This is a genomic window from Xenorhabdus stockiae, assembly GCF_002632825.1.
Classification (GTDB): domain Bacteria; phylum Pseudomonadota; class Gammaproteobacteria; order Enterobacterales; family Enterobacteriaceae; genus Xenorhabdus; species Xenorhabdus stockiae.
In genome coordinates this window covers 68,003-88,017 of sequence record NZ_NJAJ01000002.1, presented here as the reverse complement: position 1 = coordinate 88,017, position 20,015 = coordinate 68,003, and the positions used below count along the sequence as shown (strand labels likewise).

9 protein-coding genes and 1 pseudogene are annotated in these 20,015 nt (G+C 44.0%); 3 read left to right on the top strand and 7 right to left on the bottom strand.

The genetic code is table 11. The features are described from left to right. Window positions 1-137 precede the first annotated feature (137 nt). The 4 genes from Xsto_RS00895 to Xsto_RS00880 form a co-directional block, all read right to left on the bottom strand. On the bottom strand, window positions 138-3,152 hold the full coding sequence (locus Xsto_RS00895; RefSeq protein WP_099123815.1) for an autotransporter serine protease: 3,015 nt from the start codon (window positions 3,150-3,152) through the stop codon (window positions 138-140). Window positions 3,153-3,874: 722 nt separating this feature from the next. Beyond that, window positions 3,875-6,955, bottom strand: a complete 3,081-nt coding sequence (locus Xsto_RS00890) for an autotransporter serine protease (protein WP_099123814.1) — start codon at window positions 6,953-6,955, stop codon at window positions 3,875-3,877. Between the two features lie 85 nt (window positions 6,956-7,040). Then, on the bottom strand, window positions 7,041-10,118 hold the full coding sequence (locus tag Xsto_RS00885) for an autotransporter domain-containing protein (RefSeq protein ID WP_099123866.1): 3,078 nt from the start codon (window positions 10,116-10,118) through the stop codon (window positions 7,041-7,043). Between the two features lie 88 nt (window positions 10,119-10,206). After that, window positions 10,207-13,305 carry an autotransporter serine protease gene (locus Xsto_RS00880; RefSeq protein ID WP_099123813.1) on the bottom strand — a complete coding sequence of 1,033 codons (3,099 nt, stop codon included), beginning with the start codon at window positions 13,303-13,305 and terminating at the stop codon, window positions 10,207-10,209. 879 nt (window positions 13,306-14,184) lie between these two features. On the opposite strand from Xsto_RS00880, the gene Xsto_RS00875 reads away from it, so the two are divergent. Both Xsto_RS00875 and Xsto_RS00870 read left to right on the top strand, forming a co-directional pair. Beyond that, a complete protein-coding gene (locus tag Xsto_RS00875) occupies window positions 14,185-14,610 on the top strand; it encodes an N-acetyltransferase (RefSeq protein WP_099123812.1) in 426 nt (141 codons plus the stop codon). A gap of 58 nt (window positions 14,611-14,668) precedes the next feature. Next, window positions 14,669-15,284 (top strand): annotated as a pseudogene (locus Xsto_RS00870) (pyridoxamine 5'-phosphate oxidase family protein). A gap of 54 nt (window positions 15,285-15,338) precedes the next feature. On the opposite strand, the gene Xsto_RS00865 reads toward Xsto_RS00870, so the two are convergent. Together Xsto_RS00865 and Xsto_RS00860 are read right to left on the bottom strand one after the other, a co-directional pair. Further along, on the bottom strand, window positions 15,339-15,767 hold the full coding sequence (locus Xsto_RS00865; RefSeq protein WP_244590312.1) for a DUF3574 domain-containing protein: 429 nt from the start codon (window positions 15,765-15,767) through the stop codon (window positions 15,339-15,341). Between the two features lie 151 nt (window positions 15,768-15,918). Continuing rightward, window positions 15,919-16,713, bottom strand: a complete 795-nt coding sequence (locus Xsto_RS00860; protein ID WP_099123811.1) for a helix-turn-helix transcriptional regulator — start codon at window positions 16,711-16,713, stop codon at window positions 15,919-15,921. 107 nt (window positions 16,714-16,820) lie between these two features. Between Xsto_RS00860 and Xsto_RS00855 the strand changes: the two genes are divergently transcribed. After that, complete coding sequence (locus Xsto_RS00855) at window positions 16,821-18,221, top strand: MFS transporter (RefSeq protein ID WP_099123810.1); 1,401 nt, start codon at window positions 16,821-16,823, stop codon at window positions 18,219-18,221. Between the two features lie 128 nt (window positions 18,222-18,349). Here Xsto_RS00855 and Xsto_RS00850 read toward each other — a convergent pair whose 3' ends face one another. After that, window positions 18,350-20,002: a bifunctional aspartate transaminase/aspartate 4-decarboxylase gene (locus tag Xsto_RS00850; protein WP_099123809.1), complete on the bottom strand. Its 1,653-nt coding sequence runs from the start codon at window positions 20,000-20,002 to the stop codon at window positions 18,350-18,352. Window positions 20,003-20,015: the final 13 nt, after the last annotated feature.

The following is a 20,015-nucleotide window of genomic DNA, read 5'->3' as shown; positions in this document are numbered from 1 at the left end:
TAATAAGTTCTATTTAACTGTCTTGTGTCCTTGCGTATACAAATCCGGTAAATGAGAAATAAATAAGAAATAAAAGAAAAACTCACCGCCAGCTGGCGCTAACAGTGAGTTTGTTGATTTTTAATAATTTTTATTGACTAGAATTTCCAGTTGGCATTTAAGAACATACCATTGTCCTTATGGCTGCTTGATAAGACGCCGTTATACCCAAGAGATAATTGAGTATTTTCATTAATGCTCATGGAAGTACCGGCTTTAATGATTGCCGCATCACGCTCAGCGGAGACGCTGTTAATGGTAAATGACACATCGCTGTTGCTGAAACTCAATTGACTGTCGCGTGCGACATTACCGAACTGATGTTGCCAGCCTAATTCACCATACATACCGACAGTCAGTTGATCCTGCGTCTGCCAGTTCTGGTTCACACGTAAACCTAATGTCGAGAGGGTGGCATTCTTCGATTGTTTTTTACCGGTCAGGGCAGCGGCACCACCGTGTTCATTGATGCCATCATTGCGGAAATTAACATGGGACAGGTTGGCGAAAGGCTCCAGATTCAGCCAATCTGAATTAACCCCGTAAGCGGCTTCCGCAAATAACTGACCGGTTTGCGCACCGTATTTGGCTTTCAGGTTGTCCGATTGATGACCGAAGGCCACTGAACGCTCGGTATCAAACCGGTGCCAGCTGTAAGCGATACCTGAGCGCAAGGCCAGCGCATCCAGTTGTTTGCTGCCATAAAATGCCAGATGGACGTTATCACTGCCCGCAGAAGTATTATCACCGCCACGCAGGGAAGAGCGGGTGAAACCGGTAGCCATACCGAAACGCAGGTCATTGGCTACTTCTCGGTCTGCGCCCAGAAATACGCCGTAGTTAGACATGCGATAACCGTTGGCTTCACTGCTATTATTAGCACGTTGCCAGTTACTGCTGATCTGCGCCCAGACCCCGTTTTGGTCAGCCTTGATATCCTGACTGGCTAATCCGGTGTCAGCCTGACGTAAACGGGTATTCAGGGTATCGCGCAGATAACGGCTGCCATTGATTTGTGCAGACGCGATATCAGCGTGGATTTGGCCGGAAGACAGTTGTTGGAATGCTTTGCTTGCCTGTGCCGCCGTATCCGACATCAGGATACTTTCATAAACCGGATGCCCCTGATGTAATTTATCCGCCGCATTGGCGATGGCACGCTCATTGGCGGTTTTCGCCACACGGGCAAATGGGGTGGCGTTACGGTTGATATTCAGCATGACACGATCAGGAAGGTAACTAAGCTTCAGCTGATTATCAATGAACACATAGTTCGGTGCTATGGTTACAGTCGAAAATTTACCAGTGACTTCGTCGCTTGTCTGTAAGATATTATGTGGTTCAAGCAGACTGCCAACTTCTTTTTTTGCGAGTAGATTGCTATTATTTTCTAACCAGACTTGTACCGAGCCACCTCTTAACTTCGCTGAACCACGGCTTGAAATTCGATCAATTAACACTTGGGTATTTCTGGCAATATTAACCAGATAGTGTGAGTTTTCCTCGAACGTGAGTGAACCAGTAGTACCGTTTCCGCTTAGTGAAGCCCCATTCTGTACAGTAACCTCAGAAGTGATGCCACCACTAATCTTTAACTGACCTTGTTCTACTATTGTCGGGCCTTTATAGGTGCTATTTTTACCGGTCAGTTCAAGCATACCTTTGCCGGTTTTGGTTAACCCGCCGTGACCGGAAATATCATTACTCCAGTAGTCATAGTCACATTCGATGCTGTCACATGTGCGTTCTACCGTCGTACCTTTTTCTACTACACCGCCAATACCGACGATATTCGCGACAAACTGCGTATCCTCATAGGACCCCGGAATATAAAATTCAGCCGGAATATCGTCCTTAGTGATAAACATTTTCGGGCCATTAATGGCATCTTTCAGATTCAATAATCCCCAGCCATAGCGTGCGTCGATTCCTTTTTCACCCAAGTCTGTTGCTGTGGTTTTGAGAACATCAGAAATTTGAGCTGCAGTCATATAAGGGAAGCGTTGCATCAGAACAGCTGCAGCACCAGCGACATGCGGTGCTGCCATTGATGTGCCATCATAGCTATCATAGGAAGGGGCGATTTCAACTTTAAGCTCGTCTTTATTTAGAACATCTTTGTTGATTTCATCAACGAACTTACCTGTGCTACTATAAATGCCTGTGCCCGGTGCGGATAAACAATAACTGGCAGTATATCCACAAATGGTTGATGACAGAGCCAGTTCCTTTTCCTGAGTTAGGTTGGTAACATTAAGATAATTTTTTAATACGTCAGGGAAGAAGTATGGCATACCCGCATCTAACCAAGTGACATTATAGTTGTTGGTATTTCCCGCAGCAAAAACAACTAATTTTCCATGACGTGCAGCACGTAATAAACCTGCTGTAGCAGGTATATTAGCAGTTATATCGTCTAATGTTTCTGGGCGTGTTTCTGGGATTGGTGAACGACTTAAACGATCCAGTTCTTCTTTAATCTTATATTTATTAACATGATTAATGACATCGTTTATTCTAACTTCATCATATTTTACTGTTCCATTCGGCCAGAGTATGGGGTTACCCCATTTATCCTTTTCATGCTCTGGAGGAACTGTCCAGCTATTATTGATAATCCGAGCATTACTTTGGATCATCGCTTCTGTACGGTTATATTGACTATCTAAAAATTTTGCAGTAATCAAGCCAGCATCAAATGCGACTCCATGCATATGTTTACCGTCTCGGTTTGCCGCAATAATACCTGAGACATGATTTCCATGAGCGCCGAAAGTGATATTGCCAGAATTTTTGTCTACATCATAGTTCAAGGTATCTTCCGGGCTTAATCTTCTCAGTTTATTTGCAAATTCTGGATGAGGAGTTACCATTTCATCCAGAACGCCCACATTAATCCCTTTACCCGTATAACCACGAGCATAAGCATAATGCGCCCCAATAGCCGTTAATCCCCACTGGTGTTTAAACTCATTCGATAACCAACTATCTGGTGAATTTAGCTGACCCTGTTCCTGATATCTGTTATCAGCCATTGTTGCGGTAGTAGGTAAAAGTCCACATAAAAATGATATCCACAAAACAATAGGTTTTACGGAATTGTTTTTTTTCATAGCAATAAGCCTGTTTCTCATATAGTGAATTATTTTGAATGACTGGTTGATAAATAATCACTCAAAAATATTTATAATAAAATCTGATTTAAAACTATATGTTTCTGGCGACATCAGTTTGTCATAGAAATGAGCTATCATTTCGGGAGTAGTTCTGATAATGGTGATTAATACTCTGTGAGTAATATTAATTTCCTGCCAGTGGCCTATTATAAAATAATAAGTAAAAGCTAAAAGCAAGGAATAATTTAACTTAAAGCCTATGATCTTAATGGTTTTTTCATTTTGACCATATGGAATTAGTTTAATTTAATCAGTATGTTGCATTGTCATGTAAACTTTTCTTATTAAAATAAAAAAATACTTCAAACTGATTTAATTTCTATTTTTTTTGTTTATGCGGTTAATGTTTCCATGAGTTATCAAATAGAAATTATTTTCACAAATAAAAATGGATAAAACATTATCCGATATTTTATCCATATTATTTATATTAGACCTAGAATTGATAAGGTCAGTTTATTTTTCAGGAATTGAGAATGTTCTTAAACGATAAATATTTTAGCTAATTTTCACAATCAGCTTACCGAAATTCACTCCCTCTAAAATGCATTCTTCTTAAATGTATGTACTGCTGTGAAAGAAGATATGAAAGAAAAAATAAAAACTCACTGCCAGCCATCACCAGCAGTGAGTTTGTTGATTTAAATAATTTTTATTGGCTAGAATTTCCAGTTGGCATTTAAGAATACGCCGTTATCTTTGTGACCACGTGATAAGACACCGTTATATCCCACTGATAATTGAGTATTTTCATTAATGCTCAGAGAAGTCCCGGCTTTAATGACTGCCGCATCTCGCGCAGCGGAGACGCTGTTAACCGTAAATGATACATCGCTGTTGCTGAAACTCAATTGACTGTCACGTGCGACATTACCGAACTGATGTTGCCAGCCTAATTCGCCATACATGCCGACAGTCAGTTGATCCTGCGTCTGCCAGTTCTGGTTCACACGCAAACCTAATGTCGAGAGTGTGGCATTCTTCGATTGTTTTTTACCGGTCAGGGCAGCGGCACCGCCTTTTTCATTGATGCCATCGTTGCGGAAATTAACATGGGACAGATTGGCGAAAGGCTCCAGATTCAGCCAGTCCGGGTTGACCCCGTAAGCGGCTTCGGCAAATAACTGCCCGGTTTGCGCACCGTATTTGGCTTTCAGATTGTCCGATTGACGACCGAAGGCCACTGAACGCTCGGTATCAAACCGGTGCCAGCTATAAGCTACGCCGGTACGCAAGGCCAGCGCATCCAGCTGTTTGCTGCCATAAAATGCCAGATGGAAGTTATCACTGCCTGCGGAAGTATTATCACCGCCACGCAGGGAAGAGCGGGTGAAACCGGTAGCCATACCTAGTCGCAGGTCATTGGCTACTACCCGATCTGCACCCAGAAATACGCCGTAGTTGGACATGCGATAACCGTTGGCTTCACTGTTACTGTTAGTCCGTTGCCAGTTACTGGTGATCTGTGCCCAGACCCCGTTTTGGTCAGCCTTGATATCCTGACTGGCCAATCCGCTGTCTGCCTGACGTAAACGGGTATTCAGGGTATCACGCAGATAACGGCTGCCATTGATTTGTGCAGACGCGATATCAGCGTGGATTTGGCCTGAAGACAATTGCTGGAAGGCTTTGCCCGCCTGCGGCGCCGTATCCGACATCAGAATGCTTTCATAAACCGGATGTCCCAGATGCAATTTCTCCGCCGCATTAGCGATGGCGCGCTCATTGGCGGTTTTTGTCACACTGGCAAATGGGGTAGCATTACGATTGATATCTAACATGACTCGATCAGGCTGGTAGTCCAGTTGAGTGCCAATGAACAGGTAGTCAGGTGAAGCGGCAGTAAACTGACCATTGATGCCTTTGTTGGCCTGTAGGATATTGTATTGCTGACCCAGCAGGCTGCGGACTTCGGGTTTTGAAAGCAAATTGCTGCTGTTTTCTAACCTAACTTCAACCTCGCCACCTTTTAATGTAGCTAAACCGTCAGCATAAAGACGGTCACTCAACCCAGCGGTATTTCTGGCGACTTCAACAAGGTAATTTGAGTCTGCTTCGAAAGTCACATCGTTGTTAACTTTCAGTGTGCCGATTAAATCCGTATTCATGGGACCCACATTACCGGGGGCAATATAAGAGCCGCTCTTAGCGATGAGCGAGCCAACCGTACCATTTCCGCTGAATGCGGCACCCTTATGTACCGTCACATCAGAAGCGATGCCGCCACTGACCTGTAACTGGCCCTGTTCAACTAGGGTAGGGCCTTGATAGGTGCTATTTTTACCGGTCAGTTCCAGCATCCCTTTACCGGTTTTGGTTAACCCACCGTGACCGGAAATATCATGACTCCAGTAGTCGTAGGTACATTCAATGCTGTCGCAGACGCGTTCTACCGTTGTGCCTGCTTCTACTTTTTCCCCGATTCCGACGATATTGGCGACAAACTGCGTATCGGTATAGGAATTTTCAATATAAAATTCAGCGGGAATATCGTCCTTCGTGATAAACATTTTCGGGCCATCAATGGCATCTTTCAGGTTAAGCATGCCCCAGCCGGAAAATTCATGGATCCTTTTGCCTTCTTTATTAATGATGGTTGCGGTAGTTTTGAGGACATCAGAAATTTGTCCCGCCGTCATATAAGGGAAACGTTGCATCAGGACAGCGGCGGCTCCGACGACATGAGGCGCTGCCATAGATGTCCCCGTCTTGAGACCATAGGAAGAGTCAATTTCAAGCTCCCCTCTATTCAGCGCACCTTCGTTTATTGCACCACCTGATTTTGGAACGAATTCACCGGTGCTACTGTAAACTAGGGTGCCCGGTGCAGATAAACAATAGCTGGCGGTATATCCACAACGGGTTGATGACAGAGCCAGCTCCTTGTCCTGTGTTATGTTGGCGACACTGAGATAGTTTTTCAAAACGTCAGGGAAGAAAAAGGGTATGCCTGCATCTATCCAGGTAACGTTATAGTTGTTGGCATTTCCGGCAGAACGAACAACTAATTTATGATGGCGTGCTGCACGTAATAAACCCGCTGTACCAGAGAGATCATCGTATATCTCAGGAATTGGTGAATGGCTTAAATGATCCAATATTCCTTTAATCGGTTCCATTTCGTTAATAACATGAGCTAATGTCACCTGCTTATATTTTACTGTCCCGTTCGGCCAGCGTTTGGGTTTGCCCCGTTCATCTACTTCATAACCAGGCCTAACGCCCCAACTATTATTGATGACCCGAACATTACTTTGGATCATCGCTTCTGTGCGATTATGATAATTACCCAAAAATTTTGCAGTAACCAAGTCGGCATCAAATGCGACTCCATGCATCTCCTTGCCGTCCCGGCTTGCGACAATAGTACCGGCGACATGATTACCATGATTGCCGAAAGAGATATTGCCAGATTTATCTTCATCATATTTATAGCTCACAATATCTTTCGGGCTTAATATCTTAAGCTTATTTGCGAACTCAGCATGAGGCGTTACGGCTTGATCCAGCACCCCGACAGTGATCCCTTTTCCGGTATAACCACGGGCATAGGCGTAATGTGCACCAATGGCCGTTAATCCCCATTGGCGTTTAAACTCTTCTGATAACCAGCTATCCGGCGAATTCAGCCGCCCCTTTTCTTGATACCCGTTATCCGCGATGGTGACGGTAGCAGGTAAAAGCCCACACAATAATGTTATCCACAAAACAATAGGTTTTACTGAGTTGTTTTTTTTCATAGTGATAAGCCTGTTTTTCATGTAATGGATTTATACACAAAGAAAAACTCACTGCCTGCCAGCAGTGAGTGGGATTGTTTATTGACTAGAATTTCCAGTTGGCATTGAAGAATACGCCGTTATCTTTGTGACCACGTGATAAGACACCGTTGTATCCCACTGATAATTTGGTATTTTCATTAATGCTCAGAGAAGTCCCGGCTTTGATGACCGCCGCATCACGCGCAGCGGAGACACTGTTGACGGTAAATGACACATCGCTGTTGCTGAAACTCAATTGACTGTCACGTGCGACATTACCGAACTGATGTTGCCAGCCTAATTCACCATACATGCCGACAGTCAGTTGATCCTGCGTCTGCCAGTTCTGGTTCACACGCAAACCTAATGTCGAGAGGGTGGCATTCTTCGATTGTTTTTTCCCGGTCAGGGCAGCGGCACCGCCTTTTTCATTGATGCCATCGTTGCGGAAATTAACATGGGACAGATTGGCGAAAGGCTCCAGATTCAGCCAGTCCGGGTTGATCCCGTAAGCCGCTTCCGCAAATAACTGCCCGGTTTGCGCACCGTATTTGGCTTTCAGGTTGTCAGATTGGCTACCGAAGGCCACTGAACGCTCGGTATCAAACCGGTGCCAGCTATAGGCTACGCCGGTACGCAAGGCCAGCGCATCCAGCTGTTTGCTGCCATAAAATGCCAGATGGAAGTTGTCACTGCCTGCGGAAGTATTATCACCGCCACGCAGGGAAGAGCGGGTGAAACCGGTAGCCATACCGAGTCGCAGGTCATTGGCTACTTCCCGATCTGCCCCCAGAAATACGCCGTAGTTGGACATGCGATAACCGTTGGCTTCACTGTTACTGTTAGTCCGTTGCCAGTTACTGGTGATCTGTGCCCAGACCCCGTTTTGGTCAGTTTTGATATCCTGACTTGCCAATCCGGTATCAGCCTGACGTAGACGGGTATTCAGGGTGTCACGCAGATAACGGCTGCCATTGATTTGTGCAGACGCGATATCAGCGTGGATCTGGCCGGAAGACAATTGCTGGAAGGCTTTGCCCGCCTGTGGTGCCGTATCCGACATCAGGATACTTTCATAAACCGGATGGCCCAGATGCAATTTCTCCGCCGCATTAGCGATGGCGCGCTCATTGGCGGTGTTAGTTACACTGGCGAACGCTTTGGCGTTACGGTTGATATTCAGTGTGACGCGATCAGGCTGGTAACTCAACTTAGTCCCAATGAACAGGTAGTCAGGTGAAGCGGCAGTAAACTGACCATCGATGCCTTTTTTGGCCTGTAGGATATTGTATTGCTGACCCAGCAGGCTGCGGACTTCGGGTTTAGAGAGCAGGTTTTTGTTGTTTTCTAATGAAACCTGTACCGTTCCACCGTTTAACTTGGCTAAACCGTCAGCATAAATACGGTCACTCAACCCAGCGGTATTTCTGGCGACTTCAACAAGGTAATTTGAGCCTGGTTCGAAAGTCACATCGTTGTTAACTTTCAGTGTGCCGATTAAATCAGTATTCATGGGGCCCACATTACCGGGGGCAATGTAAGAGCCGCTTTTAGCGATGAGTGAACCAACAGTCCCGTTTCCGCTCAGTGTGGCCCCCTTATGTACTGCCGCCTCAGAAGTGATACCGCCACTGATCTGTAACTGACCCTGGTCAACGATTGTCGGGCCTTGATAGGTGCTGTTTTTTCCGGTCAGTTCCAACATCCCTTTACCGGTTTTGGTTAACCCGCCGTGACCAGAAATATCATGACTCCAGTAGTCGTAGGTACATTCAATGCTGTCGCAGACGCGTTCTACCGTTGTGCCTGCTTCTACTTTTTCCCCGATGCCGACGATATTGGCGACAAACTGCGTATCGGTATAGGAATCCTTAATGTAAAATTCAGCGGGAATATCGTCCTTTGTAATAAACATTTTCGGGCCTTCAATGGCATCTTTCAGGTTGAGCATGCCCCAGCCGGAAAGTTCATGGATCCTTTTGCCTTCTTTATTAATAACGGTTGCGGTAGTTTTAAGCACATCAGAAATTTGTCCCGCCGTCATATAAGGGAAGCGTTGCATCAGGACAGCGGCGGCTCCGGCAACGTGCGGTGCTGCCATAGATGTACCCGTCTTGAGACCATAAGAAGAGTCAATGTCAAAATTCCCTTCATTCAGATACTTTTCATTTATGAGAGTACCTGTTTTTGAAATAAATTCACCGGTACTACTGTATATGCCTGTACCGGGTGCAGATAAGCAATAGCTGGCGGTATATCCACAGCTGGTTGATGACAGAGCCAGCTCCTTGTCTTGCGTTATGTTGGCGACACTGAGATAGTTTTTCAGAACGTCAGGAAAGAAAAGCGGCATACCCGCATCTATCCAGGTAATGTTATAGTTATTGGAATTTCCTGCCGCAAAAACCACGAGTTTTCCGTGGCGTGCTGCACGTAATAAACCTGCTGTAGCGGAGTTATCGTCGAATGTTTCAGGGATTGGTGAACGGCTTAACTGATCCAGTGTATTTCGAATTGAGCTTCCATGTTTTCTGACTTCGTCCATAGTAACTTGCACATAATCCCACGTACCATCTGGTCGCCTTATCGGTCTACCGTTTTCATCCCGATTACGTTCAGGAGGGACTCCCCAACTATTGTTAATAATCCGGGCGTTACTCTGGATCATCGCTTCTGTGCGATTCTGATAGCTGCCTAAAAATTTTGCAGTAACCAAGTCGGCATCAAATGCGACTCCATGCATCTCTTTGCCGTCCCGGTTTGCCGCAATAGTGCCGGCGACATGGTTACCATGATTGCCGAACAGAATTAAAAGCCCATTAAAAAGCTCGTCAAAATTGACCTGATCTTCCGGGCTTAATCTTTTCAGTTTGTTTGCGAACTCATCATGAGGCGTTACGGCTTGATCCAACACCCCGACAGTGATCCCTTTACCGGTATAACCACGGGCATAAGCATAATGCGCACCAATAGCCGATAATCCCCATTGGCGTTTAAACTCTTCTGATAACCAGCTATTCGGTGAATTTAACTGCCCCTGTTCTTGATACCCGTTATCCGCGATGGTGACAGTAGCAGGTAAAAGTCCACACAATAATGTTATCCACAAAACAATAGGTTTTACTGAGTTGTTTTTTTTCATAGCGGTAAGTCCGTTTTTCATATAATGGATTTATACATAAAGAAAAACTCACTGCCTGCCAGCAGTGAGTGGGATTTTTTTTTACTGACTAGAATTTCCAGTTGGCATTTAAGAAAACGCCGTTATCTTTGTGACCACGTGATAAGACCCCGTTGTAGCCCACTGATAACTGGGTATTTTCATTAATACTCAGGGAAGTGCCGGCTTTGATGATTGCCGCATCACGCGCAGCGGAGACGCTGTTAACCGTAAATGACACATCGCTGTTGCTGAAACTCAATTGACTGTCGCGTGCGACATTACCGAACTGATGTTGCCAGCCTAATTCGCCATACATGCCGACCGTCAGCTGATCCTGCGTTTGCCAGTTCTGGTTCACACGCAAACCTAATGTCGAGAGTGTGGCATTCTTCGATTGTTTTTTACCGGTCAGGGCAGCGGCACCGCCTTTTTCATTGATGCCATCGTTGCGGAAATTAACATGGGATAGGTTGGCGAAAGGCTCCAGATTGAGCCAGTCCGGGTTGATCCCGTAAGCGGCTTCGGCAAATAACTGCCCGGTTTGCGCACCATATTTAGCTTTCAGATTGTCAGATTGACGACCGAAGGCCACTGAACGCTCGGTATCAAACCGGTGCCAGCTATAGGCTACGCCGGTACGCAAGGCCAGCGCATCCAGCTGTTTGCTGCCATAAAAGGCCAGATGGAAGTTATCACTGCCTGCGGAAGTATTATCACCGCCACGCAGGGAAGAGCGGGTGAAACCGGTAGCCATACCGAAACGCAGGTCATTGGCTACTTCCCGATCTGCGCCCAAAAATACGCCGTAGTTAGACATGCGATAACCGTTGGCTTCACCGTTACTGTTGGTGCGTTGCCAGTTACTGGTGATCTGCGCCCAGACCCCGTTTTGGTCAGCCTTGATATCCTGACTGGCTAATCCACCCTCTGCCTGACGCAGACGGGTATTCAAAGTATCGCGAAGGTAACGGCTGCCATTAATTTGTGCAGACGCAATATCAGCGTGGATCTGGCCGGAGGACAATTGCTGGAAGGCTTTGCCTGCCTGTGGCTTCGTATCCGACATCAGAATGCTTTCATAAACCGGATGGCCCAGATGCAATTTCTCCGCCGCATTGGCAATGGCGCGCTCATTGGCGGTTTTTGCCACACTGGCAAATGGGGTGGCGTTACGATTGATATCTAACATGACGCTATTCGGCTGATAGTTCAATTGAGCGCCAATGAACAGATACTCAGGTAACTCAAGTGAATAATTAGGTAAAACAGCAGTAAACTGACCCTTGATGCCTTTTTTGGCCTGTAGGATATTGTATTGCTGACCCAGCAGGCTGCGGACTTCGGGTTTTGAAAGCAGGTTGCTGCTGTTTTCTAACCTAACTTCAACCTCGCCACCTTTTAATGTAGCTAAACCGTCGGCATAAATATGGTCACTCAACCCAGAAGTATTTCTGGCGACTTCAACCAGATAATGTGAGTCTTTCTCGAAAGTCACATCGTTGTTAACTTTCAGTGTGCCGATTAAATCCGTATTCATAGGGCCCACATTACCGGGGGCAATGTAAGAGCCGCTTTTAGCGATGAGTGAACCGACAGTCCCGTTTCCACTCAGTGTGGCACCCTTATGTACTGCCACCTCAGAAGTGATACCACCACTGATCTGTAACTGACCCTGGTCAACGATTGTCGGGCCTTTATAGGTGCTGTTTTTACCGGTCAGTTCCAGCATCCCTTTACCGGTTTTGGTTAACCCACCGTGACCGGAAATATCATGACTCCAGTAGTCATAGGTACATTCGATGCTGTCGCAGACACGTTCTACTGTTGTGCCTGCTTCTACTTTTTCCCCCATGCCGACGATATTGGCGACAAACTGCGTATCGGTATAGGAATCCTCAATATAAAATTCAGCGGGAATATCGTCCTTCGTGATAAACATTTTCGGGCCATCAATGGCATCTTTCAGGTTGAGCATGCCCCAGCCATAGAGCTTGTCGATGCCTTTTTCACCCAAGTCTGTTGCTGTGGTTTTGAGAACATCAGAAATTTGAGCGGCTGTCATATAAGGGAAGCGTTGCATCAGGACAGCTGCAGCTCCGACGACATGTGGTGCCGCCATGGATGTACCAGTGTAGGTATCATAGGAAGAGTCAATCTCAAGCTCTCCTCTATTCAGGGCACCTTCGTCTATTTTCTTTCCTGTTTTTGAAACAAACTTACCGGTACTACTGTAAATTTTGGTGCCCGGTGCAGATAAGCAATAGCTGGCGGTATACCCACAACTGGTTGATGACAGAGCCAGCTCCTTGTCCTGCGTTATGTTGGCGACACTGAGATAGTTTTTCAGGACGTCAGGAAAGAAATATGGCATACCCGCATGCAACCAGGTAACGTTATAGTTGTTGGCATTTCCTGCTGCAAAAACAACTAATTTGTCATGTCGCGCAGCACGTAATAAGCCCGCTGTTCTGGTTGTATAATCATCTAATTCAGGAATTTCTGATCGGCTTAAACGATCCAATTTCTCTCTAAGATTATTATCCCTAACATATTTACGGACATCCTCCAGAGTGGTTTTAACATAGTCCCATGTACCATCTGGTCGCCTTATCGGATTGCCGTTTATATCCCGTCTTATCTGAGGTCGAACCCCCCAACTGTTATTGATAACCCGGGCATTACTTTGGATCATCGCTTCTGTTCGGTTGTAGTCATTCTGTAAATATTTACCGGTGATCAAGCCAGCATCAAATGCAACTCCATGCATCCCTGTACCGTCCCGGTTTGCCGCAATAGTGCCGGCGACATGGTTACCATGAGCGCCGAACTCAATGATATCTGTCCAAATATCTTCGTCAAAATTGACCGGATCTTCCGGGCTTAATCTTCTCAGTTTATTTGCAAATTCAGCATGAGGGGTTACTGCTTCATCCAGCACTCCGACATTGATCCCTTTCCCGGTATATCCACGGGCATAGGCATAATGTGCGCCAATAGTAGTTAACCCCCACTGGCGTTTAAACTCTTCTGATAACCAGCTATCAGGTGAATTTAACTGCCCCTGTTCTTGATACCCGCTATCAGCGATGGCAGCAGTAGCAGGTAAAAGTCCACACAATAATGTCACCCACAAAACAATAGGTTTTACGGAATTGTTTTTTCTCATAGAAATAGGCCTATTTTCCATATAGTGGGGCATTCCAATTTATTTTTAATAAATAATCAGAAGCCTCTTATAATAAAAAGGTTATTTTTGTTTATATAACTGGCAGCCAAACCCCATCCCACAATAAATGATTATTGTAGAAATAAATCTGATAATAGAAATTAATATACAAGAAATTAATATCAGCAGAATGCCAGCGAGTTTCTATGAAATAATATTTTCATCGCAAAGGCAAGATTTAAATTAACTTAAAATAAACATCTTGTTTACATATTATTAATTTTATTTTTTATTTAAAATCAATAGCATAATTTTAATTTTCTTTATTTTACATTTATATACAAATAAAATTTATTATTTTAATAATAAAAAAAATACTTCAAGCTGATTTAATTAGATTGTTTTTTGTTTGTCTTGTTTATTTTTTAAATTCCATTATTAATTTAATTTCCTTATCTGCAATCATAATGAGATTTTATTTTTATGACTAAACTCATTTTCATTAATACACATAAAAAAGGCTATTTAAAAACGTGATAATAGATAATTAATCTGGATTCGGGTTTAGCTCATAGTTTTATAAAACTAACAAGAGGTTAATATGTGAGCAAGTAGGCTGAAAAAGAGTTATCTGATTTTTTTTTACAATATAGCAATAGTATTGAAATAAAATATGGCTTCACAACTATCTGTAACTTTATTAAATAATATAATTCCAAAAAATTTTTTTTGGATCTAGGGTTTACTTCTGAAAAGAGTGTCGTGCGCAGTAGTGGGGAATTTTTTACTCTACTAAAAAATAATTCCTTATACTTCAAATTTCATTAAACCTTCATTTATCATATCTGTACTCAAAAAAGAGAAAACATTGGAATAATAATGATCAGAAAATTTTTAAGCGAAGATATGGACACGGTTCTGGCAATCTGGCTGGAGGCATCCATTAAAGCACACCATTTCGTCGCGGCTGATTTCTGGCAATCCCAGATTGAAAATATGAGGAATATCTATATTCCGGCATCTGAAGTGTATGTCTATACTCAAAATCAAAAGGTCATCGGTTTTTATGCGTTACATAATGATATATTAGCTGCAATTTTTGTATCACCTGATAGCCAGAGGCAGGGAGTGGGTAAGAAATTGATCATGGATGCTAAAAGTCGCAGAACTGAACTCACTCTGTCCGTCTATCAGGAAAATAAAAGCAGTTATGATTTTTACCTGTCACAAGATTTTTATGTAGCGGAAGAGGGTAAAGATGAGGTGACAGGGCATTCTGAATATGTGATGCATTTTCGCAATTAAATACGCCTACCCTATAAAACAGAGCCGATTACGGGTTGATATGAGGATAGATTCCATAATGGATAAAATTGTTACTGATATTACTGAACTTGAGCAAATTTACGGAAAGCCAGTAGGGGCTTCTGTATTTAAAGAAACTGACCATATTCATCCGGCTTATCGGCCATTTATTGAAGCAGCACCATTTGCCATGTTGGCGACTTCGGGTGAAGACGGGCTGGATGCTTCACCTCGGGGAGATCAGCCGGGATTTATTCACATCGAGGATAAAAAGACGCTAATCTTGCCTGATCGAAGGGGAAATAATCGTATTGATAGACTGCGTAATATTCTTCATGACAATCGTGTTGCATTGTTACTATTAATTCCGGGTATTGGCGAGACACTGCGTATTAATGGTCGGGCAGAAATTCTGGTTACGCCGTCAATATTAGAACGTTTTGCCCATCGTAATATTTTACCGCAATCTGTATTGCGGAATTACGGTTGATGCAGTTTTCTTCCAATGTAGTCGTGCCATTATGCGTTCAGGTTTATGGGATGCGTCAACTCAGATAGATCGTAGTGCCTTACCCAGCCCGGGTTATATTCTCAAAGCATTGAGCAAAAGTGAGTTTGATGATGTTGAATACGATACTCACTTAGATCAGCGACTGAAAGACAATTTGTACTAATTTATTCAGGCTTCGCTAAGAATCTCTTATCCCGGTTCATCGCCGGGATATCTCTCAGAACGCTACGCATACCGGTGCATCTACCCGCATTACTGAATCTTGCGCAAACTGCTGTTTATAGATGCTGCGTAGGGCCTCGATGTTTGTTTCGCTCTCTTTGCCCGGAGTATGGATTAACAGTAACGCTTTGCTGCTTTCGCGCGCCAGTTTGCCATCGTTGCCTAACCACTGTCCCTTAGCATCAAACACCGACAGCCCGTCTTTAAAGCGTGGCGTGACCTGTTGGTCGATGAATGTTTGCCACTCGGCAGTGGTAATCACCGTCCCTGACGGACGGTTCAGGCCAAAGTAGAGCGTAGTCTGAATCATGGGATCACCTGTATGGCAAACCTGCGAGGGTGTTGGTGAAATAGTGTTACGATTTGGTGTTGCACAGCCGCTTAACAGCAAGGCGGTGACAACCAGTACTGGAATCTTTTTCATTGACTGTTTTTGTTCCTCAAATATTGAATTTATTAAACGCTGGGTCATACGCAAAAACAATGCCAGTGACATTAATGTCATTGCAGTGCCACTGGTTCGTCCTGCCCATCTTACTCAGAGTAAGTCTGAGCACTGGATATTAATGATGACGCTACGAGGAGGGTATTTGTTTCGCATAAACAATTAAACGTAGATATTTTTCTAAATCAATGGTCATTGAGGTGTACTCAAAAGAAGTAATCTGCTGATTAATACTCAACGACCGCACTCCATTACAGGGTTCATAGATTTCATGCCGATGCCACATTTCATAAAAATCAGGGGAAATTTTAAGTAATTTATTCACTAGATCCTGAACATAACTATCTTTTGAGGCTATTGCGTAATCACGTCTGAAACTGGCTAACATTTTATAAGCATCCTGTTGCCAATTTGGTAATAATTCACGGTAATGATTATTGGTAAATAACAGCCATAATAAATTGCGTTGCTCATCTTTTATCTGGCTGAAATGAAAATACTCATCGGCCTGCTGGTTAAATTCCAGCACTTCCCAATATAGATTTAATACATACGTTAAATGAGGGGATAAATCTCCCATCAATCGTTTGATCAGGGGAGAAATAAAACTTCTCGTCTGGCTGGTGGTAATAGGTTCACGCATATGAGCCAGTAAATAGAGATGTCGCCGCTCTGCTGAATTGAGTTTAAAAACGCTGGCGATATTATCCAAAAAAGTTGCTGATACTCCAATTTCCCGACCTTGTTCTAACCATGTGTACCATGTCAGGCCAACACCAGCCAAAGCCGCGACTTCTTCACGTCTTAACCCCGATGTTCTCCGTCGGCCAATGTGTGGTAGTCCGACAGATTCAGGGCTGATACTTTCTCTTTTAGTACGCAAAAAATTGGCCAATTCAGTACGAGTTCTTTTTAACTTTGACATTGAGCTCAATCCCATTGCTTTTAGTAATAGTATAATTGGTTAAATTGTAACAGGATAATATGAGAACTAAAATCCTCTTCATTTCAAATAGCGAGAGGGTTTTGATTATGACTAAAAGGGATTATTTAGCCCTGTCCGTATTATTACTGGCTGGATTTGTGACTATTTTTGATTTGTTTGTTGTCAATATTGCCGTTACCAATATTCAGACCCACTTACAGGCAAGTATATTTCAGGTTACGCTGGTCATTGTGACCTATGAGATTGGGTTCGGTTTATTACTGATCACCGGTGGTCGTTTAGGCGATTTGTTTGGCAGACGGCGGTTATTTCAGTTTGGTATTCTTACCTTTACATTCACATCATTACTCTGTGGTTTAGCGCCAACCGCAAATACTTTAATTATCGCCCGTTTCTTACAAGGCCTTTCTGCTGCTCTTTTATTTCCACAGGTATATGCTTGTATTCGTGTTAATTTCGAGGGAGACAATGCACGCAAGGCATTTGGATTGCTGGGTATGACTTTAGGATTTGCTGCCATCGCAGGGCAAATCTTAGGTGGATGGATGATATCGGCTAATTTCTGGGATTTACAATGGCGATCTATTTTCCTCGTTAATATCCCTGTCGGGATACTGGCACTGATTTTTTCTGGTTATATTCCTGAAAGTAAGGCGAAGGAAAAAACAGGGTTAGACTGGGGAGGAGTCGCACTTTCCGGTATTGGTATTTTTGCTTTATTGTCGCCACTTTTAGTCGGCCCTGTTTTGGGATGGCCAGTATGGTGTTGGTTACTACTCTTGTTATCACTAGTGGCGTTGTCACAATTTGTGCGACATGAAAGGCGTTATGTCTATCAGGGAAAAACGCCATTATTTAATTTCGAGTTACTGAAAAACAGACAGTTCCGCTTAGGCTGCTTATTGGTTTTGTGTATCTATTCCACGTCCAGTTCATTCTTTCTTATTTTTGCATTATTTTTACAAAGTGGTCTGGGTCTTGCTGCCATAGATGCCGGATTAATTTTTGCACCCGCCAGTATTGGATTTGTTTTATCTTCACTCACTGCGCCTTACTGGGTTAAACGATTCGGGAATCGGGCTATTGTGGCAGGAGCACTGCTATATTTTGCCTCATTTATTGTTTTGGCTGTTGTTATCGCTCAATTACAGGTTAACTCTGATTTACTATTAATCATTCCGGTTGTGACAATTTTGGGGTACGGGCAGGGTTTTGTGATGACACCATTACTTAATATTGTGCTGGCTTTTGTTCAGACCAAATTTGCCGGAATGGCTTCGGGTGTTGTTTCTACGCTACAGCAAGTTGGTGCTGCTTTTGGAGTTGCTATTGTCAGTATTCTGGTTCAATGGAAATTAGATATTGCAGGTGTCTCTGCTTTTATGGGGTATCAAAATGCATTAGTCAGCGGTATGTTTTATAACATCGCCGCCGCTTTTGTGGCATTTTGTTTGTTGAGAGCGTTGAACCGAGCTTCTTCACGATGACTAAGTTCATTGAACGATAGAGTGCAAAGTTTTGCACTCTATCGTCGTTAGCAGGCGAGTGGCGTATCAGCCTGTCCGCCAAGATCCGTCTTTTGATAGAAATCGAACTTAATAGCTACCTATTAAATTTAATAACTATCTATCTTAGAACGATCTTTTTTATTCACTTTACTCGAAGAGATATTTGATTTGTGTTTTCCCTCTTTTGTGAAAACAACAAAGTATTCCTCAAGCAATCTCTTCAATGCCTTGCCGATAGTGGCATATTCATACTCATTGAGGTTGGCAAGCGATATTCTGCCTGCGGGGTTCAGGGTGCCGAAACCCGAACCTGGCAACATCACAATGCCGGTGTCTTCAGCGATTTTAAACAAGAACTGAGTTGAATCAACCGTACCCTTCACCCATGTTGCGAACGAATTGCCATAAATACGGCGGGATATCTCCTCCAGATCAAGCAGCGTATAGTAATCAACGGATTCTTCATCATCGGGCTGAACAATTCCCAGTTCACGGTAGAGCACCGCCTGACGCCGACGAATGATCTTGGTTACAGAGGATTTATAACCATTATCACTATCCATCAGGGAAAACAGAGCAAACAGTACCATCTGAATCTGCTGTGGGGTGGATAATCCGGCAGTATGATTCAGCGCCACGCTGCGGCTATCTGCAACAACCCGGTCAAGGAAGCGCAGGGCACTGACATCAGGAGTGAGGGACTCATAACGCTTATTCAGGCGTTTTTTCTCACTGGCAGGTAAAGCAGCCAGTTTTTGCTCGAGAATATTGTTACGGTGTAACGCAATTACACCGAGACGCCACCCGGTTGCGCCAAAATATTTGGAGAATGAGTAAACCAGAATTGTGTTCCGTGGGCAGGTCGCGAAAAGGGATTTAAAATCATTAGCGAAGGTGCCATAAACATCATCGGTAAGAATAATCAAATCAGGGCGTTGACGGATAATGTCTGCCAGTTTTTCCAAACCATGCTCATCGATTTTAACGGAAGCCGGGTTACTGGGGTTTACGCAGAAAAATATTTTTACCGAAGGATCTAACAACTTCTCCAGCTCGCTGTCGGGATACTGCCAGCGGTTTTTGGGTGACGCCTGTACCATCACCGTCTTAAGCTGAAAATCTTCAAGCTGAGGGATCTCAATATAAGGCGTAAAGATGGGGGAGCCTATTGCCACTTTATCACCGACTTTCACCAGACCATTATTGCGTAGACTATTGAACAAATAAGTCATTGCTGCTGTGCCGCCTTCAACAGCAAAAAGTTCCACATCTTGTGCTGAAACCAGACCGCCTACCATTTCTTTTACAATGTACTCCCGGGTAATCTGCTCACTAATCCGCTGCATACGCGGAGGTTCTGGGTAGTTGGCTCCGAGAATTCCCTCAACCATTTCATGCAGAAATTGAGATGCTGACAGGCCAAGTTGATCACGAACGTAGCTGACGGCTCTGGCGAGAAAAGAGATACCGGGTTGGTTATGATTTGCTGACAGAAACTCATCAAAGCGCGCCTCAATACCCTCAATCCGGGGTAATCCACCGATATCATGCGGCAAATAAGAATAGGAGAGCTCAGCTTCTGCAGTGGCAAATAGACCTAAACGCCAAAACGCCCGGCGCGGTAAGGTTGCCAGAAAGTTCGGATTTCCCCGACCTGCATTGAGCATCGTGCGCCCGGATTTGCTTGACGCTAATTGGATCAACGCATCTTTAAGTTCAAAAGGACTGAGAGCAGCATACTTATCCTGTTGTTTAGACATGTAGTTTACTCCA